The organism is Streptomyces sp. NEAU-174 (genome assembly GCF_052665095.1).
Genome location: NZ_JBQTCE010000010.1, coordinates 110,437 through 126,738 on the forward strand (window position 1 = coordinate 110,437; position 16,302 = coordinate 126,738).

Annotated in this window: 14 protein-coding genes and 2 pseudogenes; 8 read left to right on the top strand and 8 right to left on the bottom strand. The window is 67.7% G+C overall.

Annotation, left to right across the window (positions count from 1 at the left end):
• The first annotated feature begins 483 nt into the window (after positions 1-483).
• Positions 484-2,589: an AAA family ATPase gene (locus ACT2CW_RS27580; RefSeq protein ID WP_138911552.1), complete on the top strand. Its 2,106-nt coding sequence runs from the start codon at positions 484-486 to the stop codon at positions 2,587-2,589.
• Positions 2,590-3,010: 421 nt separating this feature from the next.
• On the opposite strand, the gene ACT2CW_RS27585 is transcribed toward ACT2CW_RS27580, so the two are convergent.
• From ACT2CW_RS27585 to ACT2CW_RS27600, 4 genes are all read right to left on the bottom strand, one after another.
• A complete protein-coding gene (locus ACT2CW_RS27585) occupies positions 3,011-4,198 on the bottom strand; it encodes an NAD(P)/FAD-dependent oxidoreductase (protein WP_138911551.1) in 1,188 nt (395 codons plus the stop codon).
• A complete protein-coding gene (locus ACT2CW_RS27590) occupies positions 4,195-4,392 on the bottom strand; it encodes a ferredoxin (protein WP_138911550.1) in 198 nt (65 codons plus the stop codon). The genes ACT2CW_RS27585 and ACT2CW_RS27590 overlap by 4 nt, the downstream gene beginning before the upstream one ends.
• A 58-nt stretch (positions 4,393-4,450) precedes the next feature.
• Positions 4,451-5,689, bottom strand: a complete 1,239-nt coding sequence (locus tag ACT2CW_RS27595) for a cytochrome P450 (protein WP_138911549.1) — start codon at positions 5,687-5,689, stop codon at positions 4,451-4,453.
• 267 nt (positions 5,690-5,956) lie between these two features.
• Positions 5,957-7,012, bottom strand: a complete 1,056-nt coding sequence (locus tag ACT2CW_RS27600) for an aldo/keto reductase (protein ID WP_138911548.1) — start codon at positions 7,010-7,012, stop codon at positions 5,957-5,959.
• 261 nt (positions 7,013-7,273) lie between these two features.
• Between ACT2CW_RS27600 and ACT2CW_RS27605 the strand changes: the two genes are divergently transcribed.
• Positions 7,274-7,891, top strand: a complete 618-nt coding sequence (locus ACT2CW_RS27605; RefSeq protein WP_240812573.1) for a TetR/AcrR family transcriptional regulator — start codon at positions 7,274-7,276, stop codon at positions 7,889-7,891.
• Positions 7,892-8,210: 319 nt separating this feature from the next.
• On the opposite strand, the gene ACT2CW_RS27610 is transcribed toward ACT2CW_RS27605, so the two are convergent.
• Both ACT2CW_RS27610 and ACT2CW_RS27615 read right to left on the bottom strand, forming a co-directional pair.
• Positions 8,211-8,672, bottom strand: a complete 462-nt coding sequence (locus ACT2CW_RS27610; RefSeq protein WP_037959165.1) for a MaoC family dehydratase — start codon at positions 8,670-8,672, stop codon at positions 8,211-8,213.
• A 212-nt stretch (positions 8,673-8,884) separates the two neighbouring features.
• Positions 8,885-9,787, bottom strand: a complete 903-nt coding sequence (locus tag ACT2CW_RS27615) for a helix-turn-helix transcriptional regulator (RefSeq protein ID WP_171072364.1) — start codon at positions 9,785-9,787, stop codon at positions 8,885-8,887.
• A 263-nt stretch (positions 9,788-10,050) separates the two neighbouring features.
• On the opposite strand from ACT2CW_RS27615, the gene ACT2CW_RS27620 reads away from it, so the two are divergent.
• Both ACT2CW_RS27620 and ACT2CW_RS27625 read left to right on the top strand, forming a co-directional pair.
• Positions 10,051-10,824, top strand: a complete 774-nt coding sequence (locus ACT2CW_RS27620) for an SDR family oxidoreductase (RefSeq protein WP_240812572.1) — start codon at positions 10,051-10,053, stop codon at positions 10,822-10,824.
• Positions 10,825-10,865: 41 nt separating this feature from the next.
• Entirely contained in the window at positions 10,866-11,213 is a 348-nt protein-coding gene (locus ACT2CW_RS27625; RefSeq protein WP_037959171.1) for a nuclear transport factor 2 family protein, read from the top strand.
• A 67-nt stretch (positions 11,214-11,280) separates the two neighbouring features.
• Here ACT2CW_RS27625 and ACT2CW_RS27630 read toward each other — a convergent pair whose 3' ends face one another.
• Positions 11,281-11,844 carry a TetR/AcrR family transcriptional regulator gene (locus ACT2CW_RS27630; protein WP_037959172.1) on the bottom strand — a complete coding sequence of 188 codons (564 nt, stop codon included), beginning with the start codon at positions 11,842-11,844 and terminating at the stop codon, positions 11,281-11,283.
• 193 nt (positions 11,845-12,037) lie between these two features.
• Here ACT2CW_RS27630 and ACT2CW_RS27635 point away from each other — a divergent pair, with 193 nt between their 5' ends.
• The 4 genes and pseudogenes from ACT2CW_RS27635 to ACT2CW_RS27650 form a co-directional block, all read left to right on the top strand.
• Positions 12,038-12,733, top strand: a complete 696-nt coding sequence (locus tag ACT2CW_RS27635; RefSeq protein ID WP_138911545.1) for an SDR family NAD(P)-dependent oxidoreductase — start codon at positions 12,038-12,040, stop codon at positions 12,731-12,733.
• Positions 12,734-12,957: 224 nt separating this feature from the next.
• Entirely contained in the window at positions 12,958-14,664 is a 1,707-nt protein-coding gene (locus ACT2CW_RS27640; protein ID WP_138911544.1) for a sensor histidine kinase, read from the top strand.
• Between the two features lie 58 nt (positions 14,665-14,722).
• Positions 14,723-15,376 carry a response regulator transcription factor gene (locus ACT2CW_RS27645; RefSeq protein WP_445518584.1) on the top strand — a complete coding sequence of 218 codons (654 nt, stop codon included), beginning with the start codon at positions 14,723-14,725 and terminating at the stop codon, positions 15,374-15,376.
• Positions 15,377-15,473: 97 nt separating this feature from the next.
• Positions 15,474-15,590, top strand: a pseudogene (locus tag ACT2CW_RS27650) (SAM-dependent methyltransferase); the annotation flags it as partial.
• Positions 15,591-15,820: 230 nt separating this feature from the next.
• Here ACT2CW_RS27650 and ACT2CW_RS27655 read toward each other — a convergent pair.
• Positions 15,821-15,949, bottom strand: a pseudogene (locus ACT2CW_RS27655) (HAD-IIIC family phosphatase); the annotation flags it as partial.
• Between the last annotated feature and the right edge of the window lie 353 nt (positions 15,950-16,302).

The window sequence follows — 16,302 nt, forward strand, 5'->3', positions numbered from 1 at the left end:
TGACCTCCTGGCACAGCACCCTGAGCGCAGCTCTCCGTCGACAGAGAGGTGCTGAACTACCCACAACTGGCGCGAGGGGGAAGCTCAACCACCGGGTCATTCACTGTCCATTCCTTGCTCGCTCGTGCTCACTCTCGTTACACTACGCATGCCTGTGCTGCGAAGACCGTAAGCTGACGGTGCCCGCTTCCCATCGGACAACTTCCCGCATCGCCCCCAGCGGAATCGGTGACGTTGCGCCAGGATGACGGCATCGCCCGGGCGTGATGCATTCGGTAACGAGGGTTTCCTCGCAACACGGTTCGCAGAGCAAAACGGCGCGAGCTCATTTCCTCGGCGGAAGTGGCCGTGCGGCGTTTCGGTCCGCTCATCGCGCGGATAGATGGGCGAAGATCAGACGATCCCGCAGGTCCTGGACATGACAAGGGTTCCGGCGATGGCGAATCGGTTGTTCTGCACGGCACAGCACACGAAAGGTACGGCATGGCGAGCAGCGACTCCGCCTCCCGGCTGAGCAGTACCCCACCCGGGTGCTCCACGGCCCGTGGTTCCACCGGCTTGTTGGCGCACCGACTGGATTCGGCGCGCATTCAGAACTTCGTCGGACGAACTACGGAGTTGAACCTCTTCCGGCGGGCGCTGGAAGAATGCCAGGACGCCCCCACCGTCATCGTGCTCCACGGCCCCGGAGGGATCGGAAAGAGTGCCCTGCTGCAACGCTTCGCCCTGGAGACGGGGGCAGCGGGCAGGCCCGTCGTGTACATCGACATGCGAATGATCGATCCCTCTCCGGCGGCATTCAAGACAGCCGCCTCCGATGTGTTCCGGAAGAAGCACGCGGTACTGCTGGTCGACAGTTTCGAACGCTGCGCCGACATGGAGGAGTGGCTACGGGGCTGGTTTCTGCCGCAGGTACCGGCCGGGGTGCTCGTGGTCGTGGCCGGACGGCTTCCTCCCGATCCTCTGTGGAAGGCCGACCTGGCGTGGAGCGATGTGCTTCAGGTACTGCCACTTCGCGAACTGGGGCCCGCCGACTCCGCCGCCCTGCTCTCCTCCCGGGGGGCCGACGCCGCCCTGCACGAGCCGTTGCTTCGCTTCGCGGCAGGCCATCCGCTCGCGCTGCGCCTGGCAGCCGAGGTGGCGGCCCAGGGCGAGTCCGGCGACATGGAGTGGGCGCCGGTACGCCCGGTGGTGGAGAGACTGCTATCGCATCTGGTCGGAGACCTGCCGTCGCCCGCGCACCGGCGTGCCCTCGAGGTCTGCGGGCACGCGCTCGACACGACAGAGGAACTGCTGCGCGTCGTCCTCCCCGACGAGGACGCGAGTGAACTGTTCACCTGGCTGCGGCAACTGCCCTTCATCCGATGCGGACGCTTCGGCGCGTACCCGCACGATGTGGTCCGGGACTCCCTCGATTCCGACCTACGGTGGCGCGATCCGGAGGGCTACAAAGCGATGCACCGCGCGATCCGCGGGCACCTGGTCGAGCGGATCCGCCACGCGCCGGAGCAGGAGGCGCTGCGCGCCACCGGTGGCTACAACTACATCATCTCCCGGGCCGACTGGATCAGGAAGTTCCACGGCAGCCGTCAGGAGAGTGGCGCGTTCGAGGCCCCTTTCCGGACGGAGGACACGGATGTCCTGATCGAGATGACGCGGCAGATGGAAGGGGAGGAGTCAGCGGCGCTGGTGGCCTACTGGCTACGGGAGCAGCCGGAGGCGTTCCACGTCCATCGTCGATACAGCACGGGCGAAGTGCTGGGCTTCATGGCGTGGCTACGGCTGGAATCTTGGGACGAGGAGGCACGGCCCGTCGATCCTGTGGTGACCGCCGCATGGGACCATGTCCGTTCGGCGCTTCCTCTGCGGCGCGGTGAGCATCTGGGCATAGCGCGGTTCCTGGTGCACCATGGCTCGTATCACCGGCCGTCCCGCTCATGGGACTTGGTCCATATGAGGGTCATCTTCGAGATACTGAGGGCCGAGCGCTGCGCCTGGTCATGCGTCGCCAACGCCGACGCGGACTTCTGGGAGCCCCTGATGAGGTACATGGACATGTACAAGGCACCGCGGTCGGCATCCGTCGGAGACCTCTCCTACAGCCTGTTCGTCCACGACTGGCGCACGGTCCGCATCGAGGAATGGGCGGAGCGCATCGACTCATGTCTGCTCACCGGCCCGCCGCCGTTCTCCCCCGCGGATTCGCAGCCGCGTTTCACCTCGCTCTCCCGGGCCGACTTCGATGCCGCGGTGCGCGACGCGCTGCGTTCCTGGCACGACCCCTATCAGCTCGCGACCAACCCGCTGTTGCAGTGTCGACTCGTCGCGGACAACGCCGATGACAACGCTGTCATGGCCCTTCAGCACCTGATCAAAGGGGCCATGGCCCGGCTGGAGGCCAATCCTCGCACCGTGCACCTGCATCAGGTGCTCACCACGACGTTCCTCACCAGGGTGTCCACCCAGGAGGCCGCCGCGCGTCGATTGAACATTCCCTTCAGTACGTATCGGCGCCATTTGACCCGGGGGATCGATCAGGTGCGCGAACACCTCTGGCGGTGGGAGACAGGAGACGACGTCCCCGATTGAGCCCGGGGAGCGCCAGCGCAGGTTGGTTGCCCCCGTCGGGAAGGCACATCAGCGCAAGAGCCGGCTTCGCTCGGAACCGCTCGTTACGAGGTGGGCACTCATGGTCAGCCACGGACATGGTTGCCACTGCCGGATTCGCGTGCCATCACCAGTGAGGGGCTTCTCCTTCCATACCGCAGGTCCATGCGGCCCTCCGACATCCGCTCGCCGACACGGCCGGGCTGCCATAACGCGACCACGGTCGAGGCCACGCCGAGCCCAGCGCCTGCGATGCGTTGACGAACGTCTGTAGCGGGACGGGAACACGTGGGAGTTTCCAGTGCCCGGGGAACCGCGGCGGTGAGCGGTCACCCCGGCCCTCGGCCTCACGAGGCCGAGGGCGGCTGCGGTGAGCGGCCCGGGTTGTCCGCGACCCGCCAGTTTACGGCCTCAGCATTATCGGCAGGGTGTCCCGTACGGCATCGCGCCACCTGGCGCGAACGGCGATGGCCTGTCGCCAGGGACGAATGGCCTTGGGCGGCATGCCGACGGAGAGCACTCCGGTCAGGCGATCGCCAGTGCGGTAGACGACGAGGAACCGGCGTTCATGCAGCTTCCCGGCCACAATGGCGGTGCCGTCGTGGCCGCGGAGGTAGCCGTATGCCTGGATCTTCATGTCGTACTGGTCGGACCAGAAGTACGGCACTGGGGCGAACGGCCGACGCGCGTCCGGGCGGAGGAGGTTGCGGGCGGCGGCCATGGCCTGTTCGGCGGCGTTGGTGCGGTGCTCGATGCGCATCGTGGTGCCGAACACCGGGTTGTGCCAGCGGGCGACGTCCCCCGCGCCGTACACGCCCGGTGCCGCGGCGCAGTACTCGTCGCACACCAGACCGTCGTCGAGAGTGAGGCCACTCCCCTCGAGCCACGCGGTGTTGGGGCGGCAGCCGATGGCTACCAGCGCCTCATCCGCCGCCACCAGACCGCCGTCCGCAAGCCGTACCCCGCCGTGGATCACCTCGGTCACGCCGATCCCGGTGCGCAGATCCACACCGTGGTCCAGGTGGGCCTGCGACAGCACCCGTCCGACGTCCTCGCCAACCGCGTGGGCCAGCGGCACGGGGGCCGGCTCGACCACGGTGACCTCGGTGCCCAGGCCCCGGGCCACCGCGGCGGCCTCCGCCCCGAGGAATCCGGCGCCGACCACTGCCAGGCGCCGCCCCGGGCCCAGCCGGTCCCGCAGCGCCAGGGCGTCATCCAGGGTGCGCAGCACCCGCCCGCCCTCGCCCGGCAGACGGCGTGGGCCCACTCCGGTGGCCACGATGAGACCGTCGTACGGCACCGGTGTGCCATCGGCCAGGTGCACGGTACGGTCGGCGAGGTCCAGCCCCGACGCCGCGGTGCCCAGGCGCAGGTCGAGCCCGAGCGCGTCCAGGTCCGCCGGAGAGCGCAAGTCCAGCCGACCGGGCTGCCATTGCCCGGCAAGGATTTGTTTGGACAGCGGCGGCCGGTCGTAAGGGGGCCGCGGCTCGTCGCCGACGAGGGTGACGGTGCCGTCGTAGCCCTCCCGGCGCAGCGTCTCCGCCGCCGCGAGGCCCGCGGCCGAGGCACCGACCACGACGATCCGTTTCACTCCTCCACCAGCCGGATCGCAGCCGCGGGGCAGACCTGCGCCGACTCCCTGGCGGCGCCATACAGCTCGGCGGCGGGCCGCTCATTCAGCAGGACGACGATGCCGTCCTCGTCCCGCTGGTCGAACACCTCGGGGGCGATCAGTACACACTGACCCGAGCCGACACACTTGGGTGCGTCAATTTCTACGCGCATGGTGACTCCTTCGCGCTCGTGACTGGAGGTTCGGTGCCCTTGCCGCGTCCTCGCGGGGCTACCAGCTGACAGGCAGTTCATAGACGCCATAGATCAAGCCGTCGTGCTTGAACGGGAGGCGGTCAAGGCCGGTGGCCAGACGCAGAGTGGGGATGCGGCGGAACAGTGTGCTGTAGACCACTTGGAGTTCCACCCGGGCAAGTGGCTGGCCGAGGCACTGGTGGACACCGAAGCCGAAGGCCACGTGACGACGGGCCTGACGGTGGATGTCCAGCCGCTCGGGCTCGGGGAAGACTTCCGTGTCCCAGTTGGCCACCGAGGGGGGCATGACCATGCTGTCCCCGGCCCTGATGACCTCGCCGCCGATCTCGATGTCGTCCAGCGCGACGCGGCGGCGGCCCGACTGAGTGATGGACAGGTAGCGCAGCAGTTCCTCGACCGCTCCGGCGACCACCTTCGGGTCGTCGGCCGCACGCACCGCAGCGAGCTGGTCGGGGTTCTCCAGCAGGGCAACCGTGCCGAGAGCGATCATGTTGGCGGTGGTTTCGTGACCGGCGCTCAGCAGCAGCATCCCCATTCCGGCGGCGTCACGCCGGGTCAGTTCGCCGGCTTTCACGCGGGCTGCCAGTTGGGAGAGCATGTCGTCGGCAGGTCGGGCGAGTTTGGCGGTAAGCAGGTCGTCGAGGTAGTCGAGGAGCGCGGTGACGGCCTCGCCCACGTCCTCGGCCGACGACGTACGGTTGACCAGGATCTTGCTGTGGTGCTGGAAGATTTGGTGTTCCTCGTAGGGCACTCCGAGGAGCTCGCAGATCACCAGCGACGGCACGGGTAAGGCGAGCGCGTCGACCAGATCGGCCGGCTTCGGCCCGGCCAGCATCTCGTCCATCAGATCGTCGGTGATCTTTTGAATGGCGGGCCGCATGGCTTCGACACGCTTGATCGCGAACGGCGCGGTGACCATCCGGCGGATCCGGGCGTGTTCGGGATCGTCCATGTTGACGAAGGTCCGCTGCCGCGCGATGGCCTCGCGGGCGCCGGGAGACTGGTGAGGAAAGCCGGGCAGCAAGCCATCGGAGCTGATCCGGGGATCGCCGAGGAGGGCCCGCTGATCGGCGTGGCGTGCGACGAGCCAAGGGCTGCTGCCGTCCCAGAGCCGTACCTTCGAGATCGGCTTCTCCGCTTGCAGGGTCGTCATCGCCGGGGGCGGGGCGAACGGGCATCTGGCCGCCCTGGGCATCGGATACTCCGGGTGCTGCCCGGATGCCTCGTCTGTGGTCGGTGCGACTGTGTCGGTCATTTCGCTCCTCAGTGAGTGGGGGACATCAGGGGCGCGGTCAGTGTGCGGTGTCGCCGTGAAGGCGAGCCGGTGACGTCGAGAGCCATGCCCGCCGTGCGGAACGGCGGGTCCGACGCCGAGCCGGTGCTTGCGATGATGTCCGTGCGGATCGGAGGGGATCGGTGGGCGGGTCGAGGTGGAGCCCTACCGGCCTGTCCGCGGGATGCGCTGTGTCACGGCCAGCAGTGACGGGTTACAACCGGCCGGGCGCGAGGGGTGGGCCCGTGGTCAGATCACGGGGATGGGGTGGCTGTCGATGCGCTCGGGGTCGCCGGCGAAGCCGGCGGTCAGGGCACGGGCGGCCGTCTCGTGCGGGCTGCCGAGTGGGACCGCGCTGACCTTCTCCAGCCTCTCGTACTGGTCGTAGGTGAGGTCGAGGTCGAGCGCGGCGAGATAGTCGCCCATCTGTTCCATGGTGCGTGGGCCGATGACGGGGATGAGAGCGGTGGCGGAGCGGGCGGCTCGGGCGCGCAGCCAGGCCACCGACACCTGGGCGGCACTGGCCTGGACCTCCTCGGCGACGGCCAGGACCGTGTCGAGGATCGCGGTCTTGTGCGCGCTGTCCTCGGCGGCCACGCCACCACCCCGTGTGGTGAGGCGGCCCTCCCCGCCGTGACGGTACTTACCGGTCAGCAGGCCACCGGCCAGCGGCGAGTAGAGCACGGCGCCGAAGCCGAACGCCTCGGCCATGGGCAGCAGTTCGCGTTCGGCGGTGCGCTCGGCGAGACTGTACTCGTTCTGGAACCCGATGATCGGGGCCCTGTGGTGCCTCTCGGCGATGGCCGCGGCGGCGGCGATCCGCCAAGCGGGAAAGTTGGACAGGCCGCCGTGCAAGATCTTCCCGGCGCGCACCAGGTCGTCGAAGGCCGCGACGATCTCCTCCACCGGAGTGATGGCGTCGGGCAAATGGGCCCAGTACACATCGACGTAGTCGGTCCTGAGCCGCTTCAGGCTCGCCTCCAGCGAGCGGACCATCGTCTTGCGGCTGTTGCCGGTCGCGTTGATGTGACGGCCTTCGGCCGCTCCACAGGTGTATTTGGTGGCGAGTACGAAATGGTCGCGGTCAGCGGCGAGCAACTCGCCGAGCAGGGATTCGGCCTCCCCGCCCTGGTAGTGGTCCGCGCTGTCGATGAAGGTGCCACCGGCCTCGGCGAAAGCATCGAAGATCGCGGCGGACTGCTCTCGGCCCGCGCTGATGCCTGGGGCGGTGCCGAAGTTGGCGGTGCCGAGCGCGTACTGGGAGACGCGCAGACCGGTGCGTCGGCCGAGCGTTGTGTAGTGCATAGAGGTCCTTACAGGTGTCGTAGGGGAGCAGATCGGGGGCCTCACCTGATGGGGCCGTGGTCCTCTCGGGGCGACACCCGGGGAAGCACGGCCCAGGACATGGGTGACGAAACCATCAGGCAAGTTGCGTCCTGTAGGCTCGCAGAGAAACCGGAATCTGCTTCCGGGAGGATACCGGAAGCAGATTCCGATTTCCAGTGAGGCAGACTTTGGCCGTAGCGCCGGTGAAAACCACCGACGCGCGTGAGGAGGAGACCCGAGTTGAACGCAAGCAGCGCGGACCCGGGACCACCGCCGCAATCCGCGGCAGGCAAACCGCTGCGCGCCCATGCCCTACGCAATCGCAACGCGCTCATCGCGGCAGCACGCGAGGCGTTCACCGAGGGCGAGATGGACATCCGCATCGAGGAGATCGCCCGCAGAGCGGGGGTCGGGGTCGGCACGTTTTACCGCCACTTCGAAACCCGTGAAGCCCTCATCGAGGCCGTATACGGCCAGCGAGTGGACGACCTCTGCGGTACGGCAGCACACCTGCTGGACACCCTCGCCCCGGATGAAGCCCTCCATGAGTTCCTCCGGCGGTTCATCCGCCACGCCGCCGCCAGCCGTGGCATGGCCGTCACACTGGGGACCATCATGACGAGCGGATCGCCGGTGTTCGCGCGAGCCCGGTCGCAGATGGTCGACGCGATCGCATCCCTTATGACCGCCGCGGCCGCGACACGCGCGATCCGCGAAGACATCGCACCAGAGACCGTCTTCCGAACGATGGGCGGCGTTTGCGCCTCACACGGCCAGCCTGAATGGGAAGCAGGAGCACACGCGGTGGTCGACCTTCTGTTCGACGGGCTTCGCTACGGAGCCACCCACTCGCGATGACACCCCGGCCCGACGCCTGCCGGATCCAGCTGCTTCCGCCGCTATCTGACAGGACACCAGCAAACGGACTGACGGCCACTCATGTTCACGTGGCCGGCCTTCCGACGGGGGCGAGGGTGCTTGGACAAGCGGCAGGTCGTCTTCAGCTGGCCCGAATCCAACGGTACCGAGACAATGCCTCTGGTCGATGAGCATGGTCATAAGCCGCGCCTGGCCCGTCCGTGGCGCCGGATACCCCCGGCACCGCCTCAACCAGCCAGCCCCCGCTGGGCCGCCTTTGGCCTTCGATCGCACGGGCGCAGTCACCAGCGCCAATGCTTCAAGCGTAGTAGCGGTTGATCGATTCGGCCACGCACACCGGCTTGTCGCCGCCCTGGCGCTCGACCGTCACCACGGTGGTCACCTGGGCGCCGCCCGGCACGTCCGTGACCTCGGTGATGCGGGCGGTGGCGCGCAGCCGAGAGCCGGTCGGGACAGGGGAAGGGAATCGAACCCTGTTCACCCCGTAGTTGATCCCCATGTCCACGCCGTCCACCAGGAACAGCATCGGGTAGAAGGAAGGCAACAGCGACAGCGTCAGATAGCCGTGTGCGACCGTCGATCCGAAGGGACCGGCTGCGGCCTTCTCTTGGTCCACATGCATCCAGTGGCGTTGGTCGGTCGCATCAGCGAACAGGTCGATCCGCTTCTGATCGATCTCCAGCCAGCCGCTGGGGCCGAGCTCCTCACCGATCACGGACCGGAGTTGATCGAGCGAGGTGAAGATCCTCGGCTCCGCCATGTCGCATGCCTCCTGCACGAATAGTGGTCAAGCGCCTGCGCTGCATGTTCGCCGCAACAGGTGTGGGATCAGTGGACCAGGTCTGGCGGCGCGCCTGGCTTGGTCCCACCGAATGTGGATAGAAGTTGGCCTCCGGGTGACCCGGCCCCGAGCAGCCGCTGGTGCCCGCCAAGCCAAAGACCACGGCGCCATCACCCGCTGAGCGGCCAGGGCTACGCCTTCCCCTCGTCAATCAGCCCTTTCACGGCGGCTCGCGCGGCTGTCGCCTGGCCTTCGTCGACAAGCGTCGCGAGCCTTGCCAGTGCCGTCTCCGACGGTGATCCCTTGCGAGTGCCGAACATCATGTAGGTCTGGTCCGGTACCGACGGAGAGACCATGGTGTGTTGCTCCACTGTCAAGGCTCCTGCCACAGGGTGGTTGAGGCAGAACGGTTCCAGTCCGCATGTGCTCACCTCATGCCCTGCCCAGGCCGTCGCGAACTCCTCACTCCTGATGCTAAGTTCGCCGATCAGCGGCACGAGTCGGGGGTATTCGGGCCAGGTACCTGCGGACAGTCTGAGGTGAGCCGCGACGTCACGCACCTTCGCCTCCCAGTCCGCGAAGAGCGAGCGGCTCACCGGATCCAGAACGATGAGCCGTGCCAAGTTGGGCCGTTCCTGCGGGTGTTCCGGGGCGTGCATATCAAGGTGTCCGGCAAACAGGGCGTGGGCCAGAGGGTTCCACGCAAGGATGTCAGCGGCGACGTCAATCACGAGTACGGGCCCCGAGATCATCTCGATGAGGCCCTGTGCCTCCGGCGCCATCTCCTGATCTCGGGTGCGGCTTCTACTCATAGGGCGCGGCGCGGGTTCAGCCAGAAGCCTCATGTGTTCATGCTCCTGGGGCGTGAGTTGGAAGACACGTGCCAGCGCGTCAAGGACTTGAGGTGAGGCGTTGAGAGCAGCGCCCTGCTCGAGGTCGCGGTAGTACGACTCGCTGAGTCCGGCCAGGGCGGCCACCTCATCCCGGCGCAGGCCTGGGACCCTGCGTCGCTCGCCGTAGGTGCTGATGCCGACTGCGGCGGGTTGTGTGCGGGAACGGCGTGCCTTGAGGAAGGCTCCGAGTTCGACATGCATGGCGCCAAGGTAGCGGGGACGACGCAGCCGGGCCTGCCGCTGCCGGCGGCACCCGGGCATTCCCGGGGGTGCGTCGTCCGGCCCCGGTGGAAGGTGCCGCTGACAGCGGCAGGCTGGTCCGCGCTGCCGCGCGCACACTCGACATGTCTGGACGGCCTGGCGCTCATGCGGTCTCGCTCGACCGTGTGCTCGCGGGTCATCGCGGTCTGCGCCTAGCAGGCTCGCTGGCCGATGCCGTTCTCGATCACTTCTCAGGAGTTGTTGTGAACCAAGATTTCGCTGGACAGACCGCCGTGGTTACGGCCGCTAGCAGGGGGATTGGACGAGCGATCGCCCATGAGCTCCTCAATCGGGGAGCTTCAGTCACGATCACCGCTCGTGACGCCGCCGCTTTGCGGTCCACCGCTGACGAGTTGGCTGTGGAAACCGGTGTGGAACGTGACCGTGTCCTTGCCGTACCCGGTGACGCGGGAGACATCGAGTCTCGCGCCGAAGCGGTAAAGCGAACGATCGAGCAGTTCGGCAGTCTGGACGTGCTGGTCAACAACGCGGGAATCAATTCACTGTTCGGCCCGCTCGTGGAGGCGGATCTCGACGAGGTGCGTCAGACCTTCGACGTGAACGTCACCGCGGCACTGGGCTTCACCCAACTTGCCTGGCACTCCTGGATGTCCGAGCACGGGGGCGCCATCGTCAACATGAGTTCGACAGCCGCTCTGCGCGCGACCGGCGACATCGGCGTCTACGGCGCCAGCAAGTTGGCGCTGTCCCGGCTGACCGAAGAGCTGGCCTACCAACTGGGACCGAAGGTGCGCGTCAACGCGGTGGCGCCGGCCGTGGTGAAGACCGTGTTCGCCGAACCCCTCTACAGCGGCCGGGAAGCCGAAGTCGTCAAGCGCTATCCGCTCGGTCGGCTCGGCATCCCGTCCGACGTGGCCAAGCTCGTGGCATTCCTGGCCTCGGACGCGGCGGGATGGATCACCGGAGACACCGTCCGCATCGATGGCGGCCAGTTGGTCCACAGCGTCATCGCCTGATGCGACGGATAACGATCAGCGGGGAAAGGAAGGGAACCTCTGTGAACAGCCGCAGCCCGCGCGAGGTGCTCGGGAACCATCTGGCCGCGCTCAACAGCGGCGAGGCCGACCGCATCGCCGCCGACTACGCCGAGGACGCGATCGTCGTCCTTCCCGGCAAGGTGGTCGCCGGCCAGGAAGCCATTCGCGATGCCTTCGCCGAGAACGGCGCGGCTCTGCCCGGTGCTCGCTACGCCACGCTCTCGGTGACCGAGTCGTCGGACCTGCTGCTTCTGGAGTGGCAGATGGACGCCCATTCCGTATCGGTGACGGATGGCATCGATACCTTCTTGATCTATGAGGGACTGATCCATCGGCAGACCTCCCGTTTCACGCCCGTCGAGAGGTGAACGCGGGCGCGTGGGGACGGTTATGGGCAACCGCCCCCACGCGGCGGTGACAAGCGTGGCAGCGCAGTCACCCATCGGCTACCAACTCGTCGGCCGTCTCGAGCGCGGCGGCGGAGCGCGCCTGGTCCGTGCCACCAAGTTGCTCGGCCCGGGAGCCTGCCATGAACAAGGCGCTGAGGGCGAGCCGAGCCCTCATGCGACCCCGCACCGTGTCCGAAGGGCGGAGCAGTTCGGCGAGCGACTCCATACGCTCGACGAATTCGGAGGCTGCCGCGAGGTCGCGCATCGCGGCCTCGTTCTCCTGCGCGAAGCGGGTGAACTGGCCCCACGGGCCGGCCATGAGCGCTGAGAGCCGGTGCAGGACCTCTCTGCGCGTCCGCAGGTCGGCCGGGCGGGAACAGGCCCAGTCGATGATGTCGTCGATGGACGATGCCAGGTCCCGGTGGATACTGGCGAGGATGTCTTCTTTGCTCTTGTAGTGGTAGTAGAGCGCTGGCCGGGTGACCTCCAGTCGCTCGGCGATCTCCCGCAGTGTCGCCTTCTCGTAGCCACGTTCGGAGAACACATCGAGGGCGACCTGATGGATGCGCTGTCTCGTATCGGTGCGCCGCCCGTCCGTTGTGCCGGTCATTTGACCACCTCCTCGAGAAAGCTTACCTTGGCGTAAGCAGAATCGCTTACCCACGCGTAAGTCACCTAGAAGCTTCGGTGACGTACCAGCTGTTCAGCCGCGGTGGCCTGCGTGCCCTCTGCGGCGGCCGATCATCACATCTCCCGGGCGCCCGCCGCTTGGCCGGTCGGCGTCCAACTTCCAAGGAGCACCAATGCCTACCCTTGCCATAGTCGGAGCAGGCCCCGGCCTGGGGCTGTCGATCGCCAAGAGGTTCGGTGCGGAGAATTTCCGCGTCGCGCTCTTCTCCCGCGATCAGAAAAAGCTTGACCGGCTCGCCGGCGAACTGGCGGCCGACGGGATCGAGGCCGCGGGCTTCGCGGCCGATGTGACCAACCGGCCCGCCCTGACCCGCGCATTCGACGCGGCCAAGGAACGGTTCGGTCCCATCGACGTCCTGGAGTACTCCCCCGCGCCCGCCGATCCGCAGTCCGGCCCGCTGGCCCCCGTCGACGCGCTGGACCTCACGGTCGAAGCCGTGCAACCGCAGATCGAGTACCACCTGTACGGCGGGATCACCGCGATTCGCCAGGTGCTGCCGGACATGCTCGACCGCGGCGAAGGCACCATCCTGGTCACCACCGGCGCATCGTCCGGCCCGGTCGTCCACCCACCGTTCGCCAATATCGCGGCCGCGAGCGGCGCGTTGCGCAACTGGGTCCTCAACCTGAACGCAGCGCTCGCGCCAAAGGGCGTGTACGCCGCACACATCGCGATCGCCGCCTGGATCGGCAAGGGCGGACCACGGTCCCATCCCGATGTGATCGCCGAATCCTACTGGGAGCTGTACCGAGCGCGCACGGAGCCCGAACTCTTCCACCTAGACCCGGAGATGCGGGCGGCGCTGTGACGAGGCGACGCGACGGCAAGGACGCCGGTGTGACTTTCGTCGATGGCTGCCGCGACCAACGGCAGGCGTGGTGTCCGGCTGCGGCTGCCTAGTGTGGCCACGTGACTCGTGTGGAAACTACGGACCCTGTGGCATCGGCTCACCACGCGTCCGGGGCAGGGGCGTGGCTACGCTCGGCGCCCCACCGGCTGACCGGCCCGGGCAAGGCACTCTTCACGCCCGGTATGTGGACTCCCTGGCGCATCGTGCGCGAATCGCTGCTCAGTGCGGTGCTCGGGCTGCTGGCCGCGGTTGCCGAGTCCCTGGCCGAAGGCAGCACCGTACGGATCGCCGCAGTGGCTCTGGCCGCTGCGGCGCTGTCACCGCTGCGCCGGGTCCTTCCCTCGACCGTACTTCTGGTGACCGCCATGGGAATGGCCGAGTTCGCCGGCCTCAGCCCGCTGGTCCTCGTCGCCGCCTGGTCAGCCGGGCTCCGGATCGACGGCTTCGGCAAGGCGGTCGGCACCTTCGCCGCCACGTATGCCGTCAGCCTCGGCCTGTCCGTCGTGTGGGACGCGCCCAGTTCACCGCTGGCCTTTGCCTTCGCCGCCCCATGGCTGCTGGTCAAGACGGTCGTACCCGGCCTCATCAGCCGCTATTGGTCGCAGCGTCGCACACTGGCGGACACCCTCCAGGAGTACGACGCCCAGGTACTACGCGAACGGGCGATGATCGCCGGACAGGCCCGGATGCGAGAGCGCCAGCGCATCGCACAGGACATGCACGACAGCCTCGGCCATCAGCTCACTCTCATCTCGGTACACGCAGGCGCGCTGGAGGTGGACCGGAAACTGACCGAGCGGCAGCGTGAGACGGTAGGCGTACTGCGCGAGGCATCAGTGGCCGCGATGCACGAACTGCGCGAAGTAGTGGGGCTGTTGCGAGATCCCGCCGAGTGTCCCGGCCAAGGGGGCGCCTCCCACACTCCTCAGGACAGGGACGTAGAGGCGGGCACAGCGCCCTCGCGAGGGCTGGCCGGCGTCGAGGGCCTGGTGGAGGCGTCCCGGAGCGCGGGTGCTGACGTGGAGCTGCGGCGCTCCGGCGAGCCGCGCCCACTCGCCCCAGCCGCCGATCACGCGGTGTACCGCATCGCTCAGGAGGGCCTGACCAACGCCCACAAACACGCCCCAGGCGCCTGGATCACCATCGAGCTCCGGTATGAGCCGGATGCGCTGGTGGTGGAGGTCGCGAACGGCCCCACCATCGAAACGCCGGGCACCGGCCGGAGTGTGGTGAGCGGCGGTCAGGGCCTGACCGGGCTCAAGGAGCGGACCCGGCTCATCGGAGGCATGGTGCACGAGGGGCCCACGGCGAACGGCGGCTTCCGGCTGGCGGGCTTGCTGCCGTACGCCCCGTCGGAGGGCGGCGCCCCAAGCCTCTCACAGGGCGACATGGAGACATCGTTTGTCGATCCCACAGACGACTTTCGGGAGCAGATCCCGGCCGACTCCGCGGGGGATGGTGCTCCGGTCACTCACCGGAACGGGCTGCCGAAGGAGCTGGTCAAGGCAATGAGCAGGAACAAGAAGGTAGGCGGCATAGCAATCGGCTGCGGAGTCACGGCAGCGGTCATCCTGTTGCTGGGGATCGCCCTCGTCGCCATCGGTTTCTTCCTGGCACGCGAATCAGACAAGGCGATGATCGAGCCCAAGCAGTATCGTGCGGTGACGGTGGGCCAGTCCGAAGCCGAGGTGCGCGAGACGCTGCCCAGCGGGAAGTCGTTTTTGGCCTTCGGACTGGACAAGGGTGCTCCGCCTGAGCCCAAGGGAGCCAAGTGCCTCACGCTGATGTCCACGGAGACCGGCGGTGAATCTGATGAGGAGCCGGTTTTCCGGTTCTGCTTCAAGGGCGGCAAGCTGGTCGAGAAGAAGTCCTTCACGGTCAGGAGATGAGCGAGATCGGGGGCAGGATGGCCGCAGGGATGACCGCCCGGAACAGCGCGGGAGAGCCGTGATCAGGGTTCTCGTCACGGATGACGAACCGCTCATTCGGGCGGGCATCAAGATGATCCTCACCTCGGCCGACGACGTCGATGTGGTCGGGGAGGCGACCAACGGCCACGAGGCGATCGCGCTGGCCCGGGCTCGGCGGGTGGACGTGGTGCTGCTCGACATTCAGATGCCGGGAATGGACGGACTGACGGCTCTGGCCGAACTGCACCGGACCGTCCCCGACACACGTGTGCTGATCCTCACCACGTTCGGTGCGCAGCAAAACGTGTTGCGCGCGCTGGCCGAGGGCAGCGCGGGCTTTCTGCTCAAGGACTCGGCGCCCGTGGAACTCATCCGCGCGGTGCGGGCCGCCGCGGCAGGGGAGGCGTACCTATCGCCGAGCGCCACCCGCCACGTCGTGAATTCCTTGACCTCTGGTCAGACCGCGCTCCGTGCCGAGCAGGCCCAGCGCCGATTGGAGAAACTGGCCGGTCGCGAGCTGGAGGTCCTGGCCCTTCTCGGCGAGGGCCTCTCCAACGCGGACGCCGGCAAGCGACTCCACATGAGCGAGGCAACGGTCAAGACGTATGTGAGCCGGATCCTGGCCAAGCTGAACTGCGAGAACCGGGTACAGGCCGCCCTGCTGGCCCGGGACGCCGGGCTGGGAGACTGACCCACCGGCGCAGCGCCGGGCACTGGAGCGTTATGGTGCATCAACGAGGGGCCTCCTGTACGTCGGTGCTTCTGCGTGATCTGCGCCAGCTGACCGCCTCGCGTTTCTGGCTGCGGCGACCGGTGTTGCGGATGTGTTGGAGATCGGTGCCGTTACCGGCTACAGCACTCTATGCATGGCTCGTGCTCTCCCGCGCCATGGAAGACTGGTCACTCGGACACCGCCGGTGTTTGTGAGGTCAATGCCATGATCCGGGACGACCAGCCGGGGGGGGACGTGAGCATGCTCCCGATGGCCGACGGCATCACTCTGGTCCGCCGGAGGTGACCGCCATCGGGATCGGTCGGCCGGAGCCCGGGCCCGATCCCGGTGCGTCGCCCTCAATCGGGAGGCCCATGGGGGCCGGTGCCCGACGGTCGGTGAGGTCCGGAGCGACGAGCCGGGCCCGGCGCCGAACGCCACCACCCGCCACGAGGTGGCGAGCAGCATGAGGTGCCATGCCTCCCGGTGCTCCTCGAGCAGCAGCACACCCACGGCACCATGCGTTCCGAAGCGGTCGGTGAGCGTCGTGACCGATCTCCTGCACGACAAAGTCATCGGCGAGGCCGAACGCCTCCAGCTGCGCCCAGCGAGGTCGTGGTCGTTACGGCTGGACACCGACTGGAGTATGCCCTGTGCGTCCAGGCCGACGATCACCATCACCTCCCGGATCGCCTCGGACGGAAACCGACGTCCGCCGCCCTGAAGCCCGTGCCTGCGGCAGGCCGGTGGCGCGGCCCCCTGCTCTCATCGGCAGAGACCATCCGGCGGGACCCAACCACAGGTCGTGGCCATCCCTACCGAGAGGCCGCACAGGTCCGGCGAGCCCGCGCTGTTTCATCAGCTCCGGGCAGGACAACCCGTACAGCTTCTCGCTGCCGATGCTC